This is a genomic window from Streptomyces sp. NPDC003379 (assembly GCF_053589195.1).
In genome coordinates, this window is record NZ_JBSFRK010000011.1 from 16,500 (window position 1) to 30,642 (window position 14,143).

The 14,143-nt window shown below is 73.4% G+C and carries 10 protein-coding genes and 1 pseudogene; 4 read left to right on the forward strand and 7 right to left on the reverse strand.

All coding sequences use genetic code 11. From position 1 onward, the window contains the following. Positions 1–4: 4 nt before the first annotated feature. The 3 genes from ACWDVB_RS12535 to ACWDVB_RS12545 all read right to left on the reverse strand — a co-directional run bounded on the left by ACWDVB_RS12535 (position 5) and on the right by ACWDVB_RS12545 (position 3,726). Positions 5–724 (reverse strand): GntR family transcriptional regulator, encoded by a 720-nt coding sequence (locus tag ACWDVB_RS12535; RefSeq protein WP_451513656.1) that lies wholly within the window; start codon positions 722–724, stop codon positions 5–7. Between the two features lie 14 nt (positions 725–738). Further along, complete coding sequence (locus tag ACWDVB_RS12540; RefSeq protein WP_451513655.1) at positions 739–2,208, reverse strand: nucleobase:cation symporter-2 family protein; 1,470 nt, start codon at positions 2,206–2,208, stop codon at positions 739–741. Positions 2,209–2,307: 99 nt separating this feature from the next. Then, complete coding sequence (locus ACWDVB_RS12545) at positions 2,308–3,726, reverse strand: amidohydrolase family protein (protein ID WP_451513654.1); 1,419 nt, start codon at positions 3,724–3,726, stop codon at positions 2,308–2,310. 146 nt (positions 3,727–3,872) lie between these two features. On the opposite strand from ACWDVB_RS12545, the pseudogene ACWDVB_RS12550 reads away from it, so the two are divergent. From ACWDVB_RS12550 to ACWDVB_RS12560, 3 genes and pseudogenes are all read left to right on the forward strand, one after another. After that, positions 3,873–3,992: pseudogene (locus tag ACWDVB_RS12550) on the forward strand (oxidoreductase); the annotation flags it as partial. 150 nt (positions 3,993–4,142) lie between these two features. Then, on the forward strand, positions 4,143–5,171 hold the full coding sequence (locus ACWDVB_RS12555; RefSeq protein ID WP_451513653.1) for an alpha/beta fold hydrolase: 1,029 nt from the start codon (positions 4,143–4,145) through the stop codon (positions 5,169–5,171). After that, positions 5,168–6,607, forward strand: a complete 1,440-nt coding sequence (locus tag ACWDVB_RS12560) for a diacylglycerol kinase family protein (protein WP_451513652.1) — start codon at positions 5,168–5,170, stop codon at positions 6,605–6,607. Before ACWDVB_RS12555 ends, ACWDVB_RS12560 begins: the two co-directional genes overlap by 4 nt. Before the next feature lie 26 nt (positions 6,608–6,633). Here ACWDVB_RS12560 and ACWDVB_RS12565 read toward each other — a convergent pair whose 3' ends face one another. Continuing rightward, positions 6,634–7,431 (reverse strand): MmyB family transcriptional regulator, encoded by a 798-nt coding sequence (locus ACWDVB_RS12565; protein WP_451513651.1) that lies wholly within the window; start codon positions 7,429–7,431, stop codon positions 6,634–6,636. 353 nt (positions 7,432–7,784) lie between these two features. Here ACWDVB_RS12565 and ACWDVB_RS12570 point away from each other — a divergent pair, with 353 nt between their 5' ends. Next, positions 7,785–9,569, forward strand: coding sequence for a dihydroxyacetone kinase subunit DhaK (locus tag ACWDVB_RS12570; protein WP_451513650.1), 1,785 nt, complete (start codon positions 7,785–7,787; stop codon positions 9,567–9,569). A 143-nt stretch (positions 9,570–9,712) separates the two neighbouring features. On the opposite strand, the gene ACWDVB_RS12575 is transcribed toward ACWDVB_RS12570, so the two are convergent. Genes ACWDVB_RS12575 through ACWDVB_RS12585 form a run of 3 tightly spaced genes read right to left on the reverse strand, consistent with a single transcriptional unit; the run spans position 9,713 to position 14,091 of the window. After that, complete coding sequence (locus ACWDVB_RS12575) at positions 9,713–10,360, reverse strand: formylglycine-generating enzyme family protein (RefSeq protein ID WP_451513829.1); 648 nt, start codon at positions 10,358–10,360, stop codon at positions 9,713–9,715. Between the two features lie 56 nt (positions 10,361–10,416). Further along, positions 10,417–12,018, reverse strand: a complete 1,602-nt coding sequence (locus tag ACWDVB_RS12580; protein WP_451513649.1) for an ABC transporter substrate-binding protein — start codon at positions 12,016–12,018, stop codon at positions 10,417–10,419. A 6-nt stretch (positions 12,019–12,024) separates the two neighbouring features. Beyond that, entirely contained in the window at positions 12,025–14,091 is a 2,067-nt protein-coding gene (locus ACWDVB_RS12585; RefSeq protein ID WP_451513648.1) for an ATP-binding protein, read from the reverse strand. Positions 14,092–14,143: the final 52 nt, after the last annotated feature.

The following is a 14,143-nucleotide window of genomic DNA, read 5'->3' on the forward strand; positions in this document are numbered from 1 at the left end:
GTGGCTACGCGATCGGGCGCACCGCCCGGTGGTCCGCATCCGGTGCCGGGGCCGCCGTGACGGCCTGGGAGAGCCGGGTCCGCAGCCGCCTGATGTGGTCGCGGGCCGCCTTCTCCGCGGCGTCCGGGTCACCCGCCGTCATCGCCTCGAAGATGCGCCGGTGCTCGTCCACCGCGAGCCGCGGGGCCTCGGGGCTGCGCCACAGCGAGTGCAGCGCCAGATGCGCCTTGCCCTGGATCGTGTCGAGGGCGGCGGTCAGATGGTCGTTGCCCGCCGCCTCGCGGATCAGCCGGTGGTAGGCCATGTCCATCTCGATGTGCGCCCGCTCGTCGGGCTCCGCGGCCACGACGGCCTCGTGGCGCTCCAGCAGGCGGCGCAGCTCGGCGACCGTGGCGGCGTCCAGGCGCTCCGTGGCGAGGCGCGCCGCCAGGCCCTCCATCACCTCGCGTACGACGTACAGCTGTCGTACGTCCTCGATGTCGACGGTGGAGACGACTGCTCCCCGGTGTACGGCGTGCGTGGCGAGGCCGTCGTGGATGAGCCGCTGCACCGCCTCGCGTACGGGGCTGCGGCTGATGCCCATCTGCACGGCGAGCGCGGGCACCGACAGGGCGTCACCGGGGCGCAGCCGCCCCGCCAGCACGGCGCCCTTCAGCTCCTCGTACGCGCGCTCCGCCAGCAGGCTCCCCGCCGCCACCGGATTCACCGCCCTCTGCGTGGACATCCCCAACTCCCTTGTCATGGCGCTTCCTTGGCCGGTATCTCGGGCTTGGCCGCTCGTTCTTCATGTTGCATGTAATGTTCTGAGCGGTCAATGGAGCGCGCGTCCTTCTTCTGCCGCCCCGGCTTCCGCTGTCCCGGCAGCCTCAGATGGTGGAAGAAGAGATTGAGCAGCACCGCCGTGAGAGTGCCGAGGATGATGCCGCTCTCGAAGAGCGCGTGCAGGTGCCGCCCCGGCATCTGCTCGGCGAACTGCGGGAACGCGGTCGGCAGGAAGCCGACGCCGACACTGGCCGCGACGAGGACGGTGTTGCGCTGGTCGGTCAGATCCGCCTGGCCGAGGATCTGCACGCCGACCACGGCGATGGTCGAGAACAGCACGATCGTCGCCCCGCCGAGCACGGACGTCGGCATCGACGCCACCACGGCACCCACCTTCGGCACCAGACCCAGCACCATCATGATCACGCCGCTCGCCGCGACGATCCAGCGCGACTTCACCCGGGTCAGCTGGATCAGGCCGATGTTCTGCGAATACACCGTGCTGGGAAAGGAGTTGAGGGCGCCGGCCGCGGCCGTCGCCAGGCCGTCCGCCCGCAGGGCGCGGGTGACGTGCCGGCCCGAGACCTCCCGGCCCACGATCCGCCCGACGGCGAAGAACTGCCCGATGGACTCCACCGCGATGATGACCATGACGAGGAAGACGGAGAGCACGGCCACGGCGTCCAGGCGCGGCGCGCCGTAGTGCAGGGGTGCCGCCACGCCCAGCCAGGCGGAGTCCCCGATCCCGGAGAAGTCCGTACGCCCCGCGAGCGCGGCGACGCCCGTGCCGATCGCCAGCCCGGCGAGGACCGCGACGGTGGCGAGGAACCCCCGCGACAGCTTGTTGAGGAGCAGGATGGCGACCAGCGTGACGGCGGCCAGACCCAGATGGGAGGGCGAGCCGAAGGAGCGCGCCGCCGGATCGCCGCCGCCCACCTGACGGGCGGCCACCGCGAGCAGGGTGATGCCCACGATCGTCACGATGGTGCCGGTGACCAGCGGCGGGAAGAACCGCACCAGCCTGCTGAAGACGGGCGCGATGACGAACAGCGCGAGCCCGGCGGCGATCACCGCCCCGAACACCGTCGGCAGCCCCGCCTTCGCGCCGCCCGCCGCAAGGCCGATGGAGACGAGCGAGGGCACGGCGGTCGTGGAGGTGCCCTGGACGACCGGCAGCCGGATGCCGACACCCGGCAGCCCCACGGACTGGAGCAGGGTCGCGATGCCGCACGTCAGCAGCGAGGCGTTGACCAGGAGCCCGATGTCGTCGCCGGATAGGCCGATCCCCTCGGCCACGAGCAGCGGCATGACGACCGCTCCGGCGTAGAAGGCGAGGACGTGCTGCAACCCGTACACCGCGAGCCGCCACACGGACGGCACCGCCTCGACGGGATCCTTCTCCACGGATGTGTGAACGTCGTCGTGGTGCGCTTTCCGGTGGGGCATGTGCGTTCTCCCTCCGCCCTACGGGGCGTGACTTGTGCGCACGTGCGAGGCCGCGGACAGGCGGCCGAAGGTCGCGGTGGTGACGGGGCGGGGGCGGGCTCAGTGCCGCCAGGGGACGCGCAGAGCGGCGAAGGAGGCTCGTTCCACCAGGCGTTCGGCCCGCTCCTGGGCCTCGACGAGCAGCGCTTCCTCGTCGACCAGCGGGCAGCGCCCGTCCTCGAAGACCACCCGACCGTCCACGATCGTCATGTCGACGTCCGAGCCGCGCGCCGAGTAGACGAGCGTCGCCACGGCGCGGTGCAGCGGACGCAGGTGCGGCCGGTCCAGGCCGACCACGACGAGATCCGCGGGCGCGCCGACGCGGATGGCGCCCGCGCCGGCGGCGGCGTACCGGCCGCCCTCGCGCGTGGCCAGCTCCAGGGCGTCCTCGGCCCGCAGTACCGCCGGGTCCAGGGTGTGCTGACGCTGACCGAACAGGGTCTGCTTCATCACTTCGAACATGTCCTGGCGGTGCCCCGCGCCGGGCCCGTCCGTGCCGAGCGACACCACCGCACCGGCCTCCCGCAGCGCCCGAAGCCGCATGACTCCGGAGGCGAGATAGGCGTTGGACGCAGGGTTGTGTGCGACCCCGGCCCGGCGCTCGCCGAGCCACGCGATCTCGTCGTCGCCCAGCCACACGGCGTGGGCGAGCGTCGCCCGGTCGTCCAGCAGCCCCGCGCGTTCGAGCCACTCGACGGGACGCACGCCGTACGCGTCCAGATAGCTCGCCGGGTCCTTCGCGCCCTCGCAGCAGTGCGTGTGCCAGCGGGTGCCGAACTCCTCGGCCAGCGCGACCGAACCGGTGACCAGCTTCTGGTCCACGTAACTGAGGTTCAGCGGGGCGGGCCACACGCCCACCCTCGCCCCCGGCGGACGCCCCGACAGACAGGCGCGGGTCAGCTCCAGTTCCTCGGCGGTGGAGTAGCGGAACAGCTCCTCAGGCAGGCCGCGGGCCGCCGCCACGGCCGTCCGGTCGCCGAGCATGCCGCGGGCGATCACGCCGCGCAGCCCGGCCGCCTCGACGGCGTCGGCGACGGCCAGGACGGTGTCGGCGTCCGTGGGCGCGTAGTGGTTGTCGACGACGGTCGTGATGCCGGAGCGCAGCGCCTCCACCGCGCCGAGCGTCGCCGCGACGCGGGCGTCGTCGGGGGTCACGGCGATCGCGTACGGCCACATGAACTCGCACAGCCACGGCCAGATCGGCAGGCCCTCGCCGAGGCCCCGGGCGAGCGACTGGAACAGATGGGTGTGCCCGTCGGTGAACCCCGGCAGCACGGCGCGGCCCCGGCAGTCCACGGTCCTGGCCGCCCGCCAGGCCGCGTCGACCTCCGCCGCCGGTCCCACGGCGGCCACACGGCCGCCGACGACGGCGACCGACCCCGGTTCGTGGACGGAGCGGCGGTCGTCGACGGTGACGACATGGGCGTTCGACAGCAGGAGATCGCACGGTTGAGGTCGTCGGTCACTGGTCCGCGGCACGGAACCCCCGGTTGCTCGATGGCATGTTCCATATTGCATGTAACGTATTCCGGCCAACGGGCGTGTCAACCCCCGGCGCACGGAACCGACTTGACGTAGGACGGGGGGGGCGGGCGCGAGGCGGGGTAGGTACCCCGCTCGAAAGAATCGGCGCCGCGATCGCCGTGGGCCTGGCCCGCGCGGGCGCCCGGGTCGCGGTGAACGGCCGGTCGGGCGGCTCCGTGCCGCACGCGGACGTCCTCATCAACAACCTCGGCGTCTTCGGCGACGGTGCGGTAGCCGGAACCGGCGTATCGGCAGGCGCGTCTCGATTTGCCGAAGTGGCAAAAGACTTCGCGGGCGTCCTCCCGCGCGCCGCATGCTCGTGATCAGAGGTGATCAGAGCCACCGGCCGTTCCGAAGCCCCAGGAGGATCCATGTCCCAGAGCTCACCCGCCGCGGACCGCAGCACCCACCGTCTGGTCTCCGCGCCCGCGGGACGGATCCACCTGGTGGAGCAGGGCTCGGGGCCGCTCGTCCTGCTGGTGCACGGCTTCCCCGAGTCCTGGTACTCCTGGCGGTACCAGCTGCCCGCCCTGGCGGCAGCCGGGTACCGGGCGGTCGCCGTGGACGTACGCGGGTACGGCCGTTCCAGCGGGCCCGGCGACGTGGCCGCGTACCGGATGCTCGAACTCGTCGAGGACGGCGTCGCCGTGGTGCGCGCGCTCGGCGAGGAGACCGCGGCGATCGTCGGGCACGACTGGGGCGCGAACATCGCCGCTCACTCCGCCCTCGTCCGGCCGGACGTCTTCAGCGCGGCCGCTTTGCTGAGCGTCCCCTACACGCCCCCGGGCGGGCCGCGCCCGAGCGCGATGTTCGCACAGATGAACGGCCGTGACGGCGATGAGGAGTTCTACGTCTCCTACTTCCAGGAGCCGGGCCGCGCCGAGGCCGAGATCGAGCCCGACGTCCGAGGCTGGCTCGCGGGGTTCTACGCCGCCTTCTCCGGCGATACGATGCCGGACCCCGGCGCGCCGGACCCGCACTTCGTCGGCCCCGGCGGAACGCTCCGGGACCGCTTCCCCGCCGACCGTCTGCCCGGCTGGCTCGGCGAGGCAGAACTCGACGTCTACGCGGGCGAGTTCGAGCGCACCGGACTGACCGGCGCGCTCAACCGCTACCGGAACATGGACCGGGACTGGGAGGACCTCGCGCGCTTCAGCGGCGCGCCCCTGCCCCAGCCGACCCTGTTCATCGGCGGCGCCCTGGACGCCTCCACCCTGTGGCTGGCCGACGCGATCAAGGCGTTCCCCGACACCCTGCCGGGCCTGAGCGCCGCCCACATCCTCGACGGCTGCGGCCACTGGGTCCAACAGGAACGCCCCGCCGAGGTCAACGGCCTCCTGACCACCTGGCTCGCCCGTTCTGGCCTCGCGGACGGCAACCGGGGTATACGGGGGGAATGAAAGATCTCCTGAGGCACCGCGCCCAGCGTCCGACCGGCGCCGACCACCGACTGCTGTTCTGCGGGATCGCCGCCGGGATGTGGGCGTTCGGCGGTGTGCGGGGACGGCGCGCGGCCGTGCGCGGCGTCACCTCCCTGGCACTGGCCTCGGTCACCGTCAACGCCCTGGGCAGACACGCGGTGGGCCAGTCGCGCCCGGCGCGGGACGCGGCCCCCTTGCTGCGCCGCCTGCCCCGCGAGCCGCTCACCGGCCCCTACCCCTCGGGCCACGCCGCCTCGGCGGCCGCCTTCGCGGCGGGCGCGGCCCTGGAGTCGCCGGGCTGGGGCGCGGTCCTGGCGCCGGTGGCGGCTTCGGTGGCGTACTCCCGTGTCCGCGGCGGCGCCGGCGGCCCCAGGGACGTCCTGGTCGGCGCGGCCCTCGGCGTGGGCGCCGCCTACGCGGTGCGCGGCATGGTGCCCACGCGGGCCCAACTCCCGCCGCCCGCTCGGCCCCGCGTCGACGCGCCCGCCCTGCCGGAGGGCGACGGCCTGGTCGTGGTGGTCAACCCGTCCTCCGGCGCCCAGCCACAACTGGCGGACCCCGTAAGGCAGTTGAGGACCGCCCTGCCGCGTGCCGAGGTGGTGCTCTACGAGGAGGAGGCCGGGGCCCTGCCCAAGGTCCTGGAGGAGGCGGCGAGGGACGCCGCCCGGCGCGGCGGTGTCCTCGGCGTGTGCGGGGGAGACGGGACGGTCAACGCCGCCGTGGCGCCCGCCCTGCGGTTCAAGGTGCCGCTGATGGTGCTGCCCGGCGGCACGTTCAACCACTTCGCCGCCGACCTCGGCGTCGACACGGTCGCGGACGCCTGCGCCGCCGTGTCCGAGGGCAGCGCGGTACGGGCCGACGTCGGCCGCATCAAGCCCCTGGCGGGGATCGGCCCGGCGGGCAGGACCTCCACCGAGCCGTCCTACTTCCTCAACACCTTCAGCCTCGGCAGCTACCCCGACCTCGTCCGGAGCCGGGAACACTGGTCCCCGAAGATCGGCGGCCCGCCCGCCACGCTGCTCGGCGTTGTCCACATCCTGCGCACGGGGCGCCCGCTGCGGGCCGTGGTGAACGGCCGCCGCCGCTCCATATGGCTGCTCTTCGCGGGCAACGGCGCCTACCGCAGCGTGGGCATCGCCCCGGTGCGCCGGCACGACCTGGCCGACGGTCTGCTGGACGTCCGCGTCGCGCACGCCGGACGCTTCGCGCGCAGCAGGCTGCTGGCCGCGGCGCTCGCGGGCCAGCTGGCCAGGACCCGCGCCTACGCGGCCGCGCGGCCCCAGCGGGTCGTCATCTCGGGGCTGCCCGAGGGGACGCAGATGGCGTACGACGGTGAGGTGACGGACGCCCCCGCCGCACTCCTGATCGACAAGCTCCCCGAAGCGCTCACCGTGTACCGCCCGACGGCCGACTGACGCGCGGACCGGGCGTCAAGGGGGCGTCAGGGGAATGTGATGCCGCTGTCCGCGGGCGTCAGGACGAGCCAGCGCAGCGAGGTGTCGTCGAAGCGGGCGTACGTCATGACGCGTACGTCGATGGGGTCGGGCGCGACCAGCGGGAAGTACATCGGACGCGCCTTGGCGTCGTCAGGGCCGGGGACGTCGGCGGTGGCGTCCCACAGTTGCGCGACGCCCGGCTCGCGCCGCACGGTCCGCACCACCTCGTCCAGCCGCTCGTTGCCCGGCCAGCGCTGCCAGGCCAGGCGCAGCCGGGCGAGCAGCGGGCCCGCCCACTCGGTGTCCCAGTCCCGCAGCTGATAGCGGGCCTGCGGCGAGAACGCCCAGGTCATGACGTTCGCGTCCGGGTGGACCAGCCAGGGGCAGTGGCGCGCGGCCACGGCGTTGGCCGCGACCACGTCCCAGGCCTGGTCGCAGATCCAGCTCACGCGGCGCTGCTGGTGCAGCAGATCGAGCATCGCCTCGTCGGGCCGCGCGCCGTCGGCCGGGTGGCGCGGCGGCCGGAGGCCCGTGCCGCGGTACAGGGCGTCGGCCCGCGCGGGGGAGAGGTCCAGGATCCGGACCACCCCGGCGATCATCTCCGGCGCGTATCCGCGGTCCTCGCCCCTCTCCAGCGCGCGGTACCAGCGCTCGGAGACGCCGAGCAGCAGGGCCATGTCGAGCTGCGTGAGGTAGCTGCGGTGGCCGCGGAACGGCACGGGGCCCGGCAGCAGTCCGGGGTCCCGCGCCATCCGCCAGGCGCGCAGCATCCGCCCGAGGTCCTCGCGTCGTACGTCCGGCAAAGGTAAAGACCTCGCAAAGGTGCGGTTGACGGATGGGGAACGCCGCGTGGCCCGCGCGCTCGCTCGCCCGGGCCGGGGCAGGTTGACAGCGTCGCACACGAGACCCCGGGACCGGAACGCCAGAGTGCCGGTAGCGGGACGTGCCGTTCTTGGCGGCGGGAGGAGGGCCATGGTGAGCGCCGCAACGACCACGGGCCGCACACCCTGCGCCACGCACGCTGCCGCAGACCGCAGACCGCAGACCGCAGACCCGCAGTCCCGCACACCCTGCGCCTCACGCCGCCGCAGACCCCGCACACCCTGCGGCGACGCACACCACCGCAGGCTCCGCACACGTACGGAGAGACTCAACGATGAGCTACTTCCTGCCGGAGAACCACCCCGTGCTGACCGCCGCCCGCGGTCTGGCCCTCGCCCACTCCGGGATGATCGAGGTGAACAGCGCCCCCCTGTACCTGCGGGCGCGCGACCCGCACCCGGACCGCACGGTCGCGCTGGTCTCGGGCGGCGGCTCCGGGCACGAGCCCCTGCACACCGGGCTCCTGGGGCGCGGGGGCCTGGACGCCGTCTGCCCCGGGGAGATCTTCGCCTCCCCGCACAACCGGCAGATCTACGAGGCCAGCGCGGACGCCGCCAAGAGCGGCGGCGTCCTGCACATCGTCAAGAACTACACCGGCGACGTCATCAACTTCCAGATCGCCGCGGAACGCCTGCGGCACGACGGGATCCCGGTCGCCACGGTCCTGGTCGACGACGATCTGGCCACGGACAGCGCGGACAGCGCCACCGGCCGCAGGGGGACCGCCGCCACGGTGGTCGTCGAGAAGCTCCTCGGCGCCGCGGCCGACCGGGGCGCCACACTGGAGGAACTCGCCGAGCTGGGCCGCCGGATCGTCGCCGCGTCCCGCAGCATCGCGGTCGCCGCCCGCGCCCAGACCTCGCCCACCACACTGGGCCCGGCCTTCACCCTGGACGAGGGCACCCTCGACTACGGCGTCGGCATCCACGGCGAACGCGGCACCCGCACCATCGCCCGCCCCGCGACCGGTGACCTCGTCCGGCGGATGACCGACGACCTGCTCGACGCCCTTCCCGAAGGCCCCAGCGAGGTGCTCGCCCTCGTCAACGGCCTCGGCGCCACCACCGAGCTGGAGCTGCACGCCATCAGCGTCCTGCTGAACGAGGAGCTCACCGCCCGCGGCGTCCGGCCGGTCCTCCTCGTCCCCGGCACCTTCACGGCCGCCCTGGACATGGCGGGCTTCTCCCTCACCCTGACGCGGCTCGAAGAAGGGTGGGCCGAGCTGTGGACCGCGCCGACCCGGACGCCGCTCGTCCTGCCGCGCCCCACGCTCACCCCCGACGGCCCGGTCGACGGCCCGGTCGACGGCCCGGTCGACGGCCTGGGCGACGGCCTGGTGGACGGCCCGGTCAAGCCGGCGCAGGAGCCCGTCAGCTCCCCGGCGGACACCGCCGCCGCCCCGCTCATCAGCGGGAACCGCGCCCTTCTCGACCGCTACGCGCTGACGGTCACCCAGGTCCGCGACAACCTCACCAAGCTGGATCAGCTCGTCGGCGACGGCGACTTCGGCGACAACCTCGCGGGCGGCGTACGCCGTGCGGTGAAGCTCGCCGACGAGCGCGGCCTGGGCGGCACGGCCGCACTCGCCGAGGCCTTCCTCAACGACGTCGGCGGCACCAGCGGCCCGTTGTTCGGCCTCCTCTTCCAGCACCTGGCCTCCGCCACCCCGACGGACGACCGGGCGCCGTCCGTCGGCGCGCTGGCGCGGGCCGCCGAGGAGGGCCGCGCCGCCATCCACCGCGTCGGCGGCGCGAACCCCGGCGACTGCACGCTGGTCGACGCCCTCGCCCCCGCCGCCGAGGCGCTGGCCGCCTCCGCGCGCGACGAGGCCGCCGAGGCCCCGCTGACCGACGCGGCCCAGGCGGCGATCCGCGGGGCGCTTGCCACCGCGTCCCTGCGGCCCCGGCGCGGCCGCGCCAGCTACGTGGGCGACCACGCCCTCGGCGTCCCGGACCCCGGCGCCCTCGCCGTGGCCCTCCTCTTCATGGCCCTGGCGGACATCCACGAGCCCGCCACGGCCCCGCGTCTGCCCGCGCCGGGTTACATCACCCTGCCCTGACGGCGCCCACACTCCGGGACACGCCTGAACCTCGTCCATTGCCTGACCAAAGCCGGAGAATGGGAATGGACGAGGTGGGCCAGGCGCAGATCGAAGAAGAGGCCCGGCTCACCGGGTTCGAGAAGCGGATCGGCGCCCCGCCGTCACGGTGAGGAACGCGCGACGCGGAAGCCCACGTCGTCCACGCGGTAGCTCGGGTGGCTGCGGCGCCGCGCGGACGCCCGGCAGCTCCAGTGCTCGTCGAACCAGCCCCCGCCGCGCAGCACGCGGTAACTGCCGTAGACCTCGGCGTCGTACACGTCCCAGCACCAGTCCCACACATTGCCGAGCATGTCGTACAGCCCCCAGGCATTGGCCCGCCTGCCGCCCACGTCATGGACGCGCTCCCCGGAATTCCCGCGGTACCAGGCGATGTCGTCGAGCGGTCCGTACCGCGGTCCCGTCGTGCCCGCGCGGCAGGCGTACTCCCATTCGGCCTCGGTCGGCAGCCGGTATCCGTCCGCCGACGCGTCCCACGCGACGCCCTCGCCGTCGGCGTCGACGCGGTAGGCGGCCGTGAGACCGGCGCGCTCGGACAGGGCATTGCAGAAACGGACGGCGTCCCACCACGAGACGCCCTCGACGGGCAGCCGGTCACCGCGCGCGGTGCTCGGCCGCAGGCCGGTGACCTCGGCGTACAGCGCCTGCGTGACCGGACGCGCCGCGAGCCGGTACGGCGCGAGGTCGACCGTCCAACTGCGCCGCGTGCGGCGGTCGGACAGCGTCACCTGCCCCGGCGGGACGGCGATCATCTGCTGCTCTTCGATTGCGTTCACGCGGCGGTCCTCGCGGTGTCGTACGAAAGTGATCACGCCGGGCAGGCGCTCTTGTCACCGCCTCTGAACGTCCGGTACAGCGGCAGAGGTTCCCCCGCGGGCCGGCCACCCTCCGCGGCCGGGTGCTCGACGATCGGGACCGGCTTGCAGACCGCCCACTGGTCGTTGACCCCGGGACCCTCGAATCCGTACGTACCGGCGGCTCCGCGCAGGCAGTTGCTGCAGCCGTCCGCGGAAATGGTGGGGTTGATGAGGGTGTTGTAGACGTCGTCCTTGTTCGGGATCAGCGGGGATCCCTTCTTCTCCGGCTTCCCGGCGCTGTCGTTGATGTCGCTGTACGTACGGTCGACGGCGTCGGCGAGCAGCGTGAACGCGTCGTGGTACATCACGGCGTATCCGTCGTTGAGGGGCTTGTCGCCCAGGTGGTGCTTGCCGTCCAGCTTGTCGAAGCGGTCCCGGAAGCGGCCGAGCGCCTTCGGCGGGTCGTTCTTGTCGTCCTTGCTGTTCCACCAGGCAGGGTCCACGGACGACGCGTCGACGATCATGGCCCGCGCCTCCTTCAGCCAGCGGGTGGTCTCCGGCGTGGTGAGGGTCGGTTCGAGCCCGATGCCCACCTTGAGCAGGCGCAGCCGCGAGCCGCGGCCGCAGTCGCCCTCCTGCGCGAGGCGTTTGATGAACGCCGGCAGGTCCTGGTCGCGTCCGGCGAAGAAGACGGTGTCGGACCGTGCGGTGCAGATCTTCTGCACGGCGTCGGTGAACCGCTGGGGGATGCCCTTGTCGGTGCCGGACGAGCCGGTGAAGTTGGAGTTGTGGCCCTTGAAGTCGTACTTCTCGCCGAAGTGCTTCTGGAAGACCCGGCGCAGGTTCCGCGAGTACACGTCCTCGCTGCGGTTGTCCCAGACCAGGAACCCCTGCTCCTGCCCGGGCCGCTTGACGAGGTACTGCTTCAGGGCGCGGGCGAACTGGTCGTTGTTCGGGGACGTCTTGAAGAAGTGGCCGGCGTTCATGTCGGCCGCGGTGATGACGGGGCCTACGGTGGGGATGCCGCGCTTGCTCAGCGCGGTGATCGTCCGCCGTGTCTCGGGGGTGCTGCTGGGAATGCCGGTCACCCCGATCAAGGGGGCACGCTTGTCCCTGGCCAGCTCCGCCAGCCGGTCGACGACGGGAGGCCAGTGGTCGAGGTTGCGGCCGTCGGGGGCCAGCAGCAGCTGGTAGTGCGGCCCGCTGCCGCTGTTGGCCTCCTGCTGGGCGGCCAGCGACCCGGCCAGCGCGCGGCGGATCATGTCGGTGGTCATCGCGCTCGACTCGTCCGAGGTGAACGGCATCATGAGCGCGATCCGTACGTACGGGATCCGCGCCGCGTTCCCCTCGGGGGACTCCGCGTCCCGCTTCACCTCGGCGTTCTCGTCGGCCACCGCCTCGATGAGGCTCTCGACGCGCGGGTCGGCGTCGAAGGCGTGCTCCGTCACCCCGACGCAGTCCCCGCCCAGCTCGCGCAGATCGTCACCGCACCTGCCGGGCCCGCGCGCGCCGAGGGTGAGCAGGGCGGCGACCACTCCGGCCACCAGAGCGAGACCCAGGACGGCGGCCCACTCGATCGGTCCCCATTCGCGGGGATGGCGACGGAACAGCATGCTGCCTCACTGTCCTGGTATGGGGAGGGGACGCTTGTCACGGGCGGCGGCGGGCCATCTGCGGGCCGCCTGGCCGAGCGCGACGCGCCAGGAGGGGTGGCGCAGGGAGAGATAGGCGAGCTCCTGCTCGATGGCGGTGCAGGTGTCGGGGTCCGGCTCGGTGTGCGGTTCGGACAGGTACCACAGGGCGTGCAGCAGCCGGTTGACGCAGCGCTCCGTGTCGTCGAGGTGGACGTAGCGGCCGTCGTGCGCGCCGAGCGCGATCCGCAGACGGTCGTCCTGCCAGTCGCGCTCGGGCGGTGTGGGGGCGGTCGCGGCGTACCGCAGGCACCGCAGCCAGTGGCCCGCTCCCCGCTCCACCTGTTCGGACTGGAACTCCTCCGTCAGCGACGCCACCACCGTGTCCACGCTCCCCGCGGCGAGCATGTGCCGCAGGGCGTCCGCCTCGCCCTCGTCGCCGCGCTGGGTGTGGTGGTTCTGGAGGAATCGGTGGATCTCCTGCCAGCCCCGGCTGTCGTCGGGCCCCGGGGAGAGCCGGCGGGCCTCGTGCACCAGGAGCGTCTGGAGCAGCGGATCGGTCACCAGCGGGCTCTCGGGCGGCGTGAGGTGCTGCCAGTGCTGCTGTTCGAGGTAGTCGGTGACCGCGTTCGCGGGGAACTGCTCCGGGCCCTCCAGGCGCAGCCGCGTCGCGAGCGCCTCGGCCGCCGTGCTGTCCCTGGCCAGGGAGAGGAGGGTGAGCCGGTCCCGCTGGCGCCGGTCCGGAAGCAGCCGTTCCAGCAGCACCTCGCCGATGGGGCGGCCGTCCCTCGCGGACAGTTCGAGGAGGTCCCTGGGGGCGACGGCGCGGCCCGCGCGGGTCGCGTCCCGCACCGCCGTGCACAGCATGGTCGTGGCCGCGGGATGGCCGCCGGTCAGCGTGTGCAGGGCGGAGGCGAGGTAGGGGTGGAGCGGGGCGCCGATCGAACCGGCCTCCAGGAGCGGCAGGACGTCGTCGCGGCTCAGCGGTGTCAGCGGGACGGTGAGCAGGCCCGCGGACGGCGCGGTGCCGAGACGCTGCCAGCCGGACGCCCTGACCAGGTCGGCCAGTTGGCGCCGGACGGGGCCGGGGTCGCTGCCCGGCGGCTCGCCGAGCCGGGTGGCCACGACGACCAGCTCCTCGCGCTCCGGGGACTCGGCCATCGCCCGGTGTTCGAGCAGCAGGTCGAGGAAGCGCCGCCCGGCCGGCACATGCACGTCGTCGAGGAGCACCAGGGGCCAAGGCTCGCGGTTCCAGCGCTGGAGACGGCCGTACACGCCGGCGACATCGTGCCGGAACGCCGCCACGAGCGTCCGCTCGACCGCCCGCCGGTAGTCACCGCCCTGGTGGTACCAGTCGGCGAGCAACTCCAACGGATCGGCGCCGACGGCTAGTTGGGGGAAGCGGCCGCGGTACCAGTCCCTCTCCGCCCCGGACCGGTACCGGTGCGCGTACTCGCCGTGCAGGGCGCGGGAGATGCTCGCCGCCCCGCTCCTCGGTGCGCCGGGCACCCCCGGGGCCACCGGTTCGGCACGTGCCTCCACCGCGAGGGCCCACGCCTGGCGCAGCTCCTGTTCGGGCTCGTCGGCCAGGTGGCAGGCGATCAGCAGACGGGCCAGCCGCAGACAGGCCGCGTCCCGCTCGGCGTCGTCGCCCGGCTCCCAGCTGGACACGGCGAACAGGCCGGGCAGCAGGACGGGGAAGGCACGCCGGTACGAAGGTCCCAGCTGGCGCGCCAGCTCGATCAGGACACCGACCAGATCGGTGGCGAGGTGTCCGTCGGCGTCTGACCCGGCCGGTGCGAAGGCCGCGGCGCCGGCCGGTGCGATCCGGACGTGGGCGAGGGGCAGCCTGCCGCGGTAGTGCGCCGCCAGCTCCCGCAGCACGGCGGTCCGCCCCATGCCGTGACGCCCCGTCACCAGGACCACGGGCAGGTCGTGCTGGAACTCCCTCGCCGCCCGCGAGCGCTCGTCGTATTTGAGGCCGGTCAGCCGAGGGACGAGCGCGCGCAGGAGCGGATCCCTGCCGTACAGCGGCACGTCTTCCGCTCTGTCCATGCGACTGGATCCCGCTTCCGTAGTACCGTCCTGTTCTCAACCCTCCTCGGGG

Bases quoted from the DNA above. Each gene is read 5' to 3' on its own strand.
- ACWDVB_RS12535 (WP_451513656.1), bottom strand. From the start codon at position 724: ATGTCCACGCAGAGGGCGGTGAATCCGGTGGCGGCGGGGAGCCTGCTG.
- ACWDVB_RS12540 (WP_451513655.1), bottom strand. From the start codon at position 2,208: ATGCCCCACCGGAAAGCGCACCACGACGACGTTCACACATCCGTGGAG.
- ACWDVB_RS12555 (WP_451513653.1), top strand. From the start codon at position 4,143: ATGTCCCAGAGCTCACCCGCCGCGGACCGCAGCACCCACCGTCTGGTC.
- ACWDVB_RS12560 (WP_451513652.1), top strand. From the start codon at position 5,168: ATGAAAGATCTCCTGAGGCACCGCGCCCAGCGTCCGACCGGCGCCGAC.
- ACWDVB_RS12570 (WP_451513650.1), top strand. From the start codon at position 7,785: ATGAGCTACTTCCTGCCGGAGAACCACCCCGTGCTGACCGCCGCCCGC.
- ACWDVB_RS12575 (WP_451513829.1), bottom strand. From the start codon at position 10,360: ATGATCGCCGTCCCGCCGGGGCAGGTGACGCTGTCCGACCGCCGCACG.
- ACWDVB_RS12580 (WP_451513649.1), bottom strand. From the start codon at position 12,018: ATGCTGTTCCGTCGCCATCCCCGCGAATGGGGACCGATCGAGTGGGCC.
- ACWDVB_RS12585 (WP_451513648.1), bottom strand. From the start codon at position 14,091: ATGGACAGAGCGGAAGACGTGCCGCTGTACGGCAGGGATCCGCTCCTG.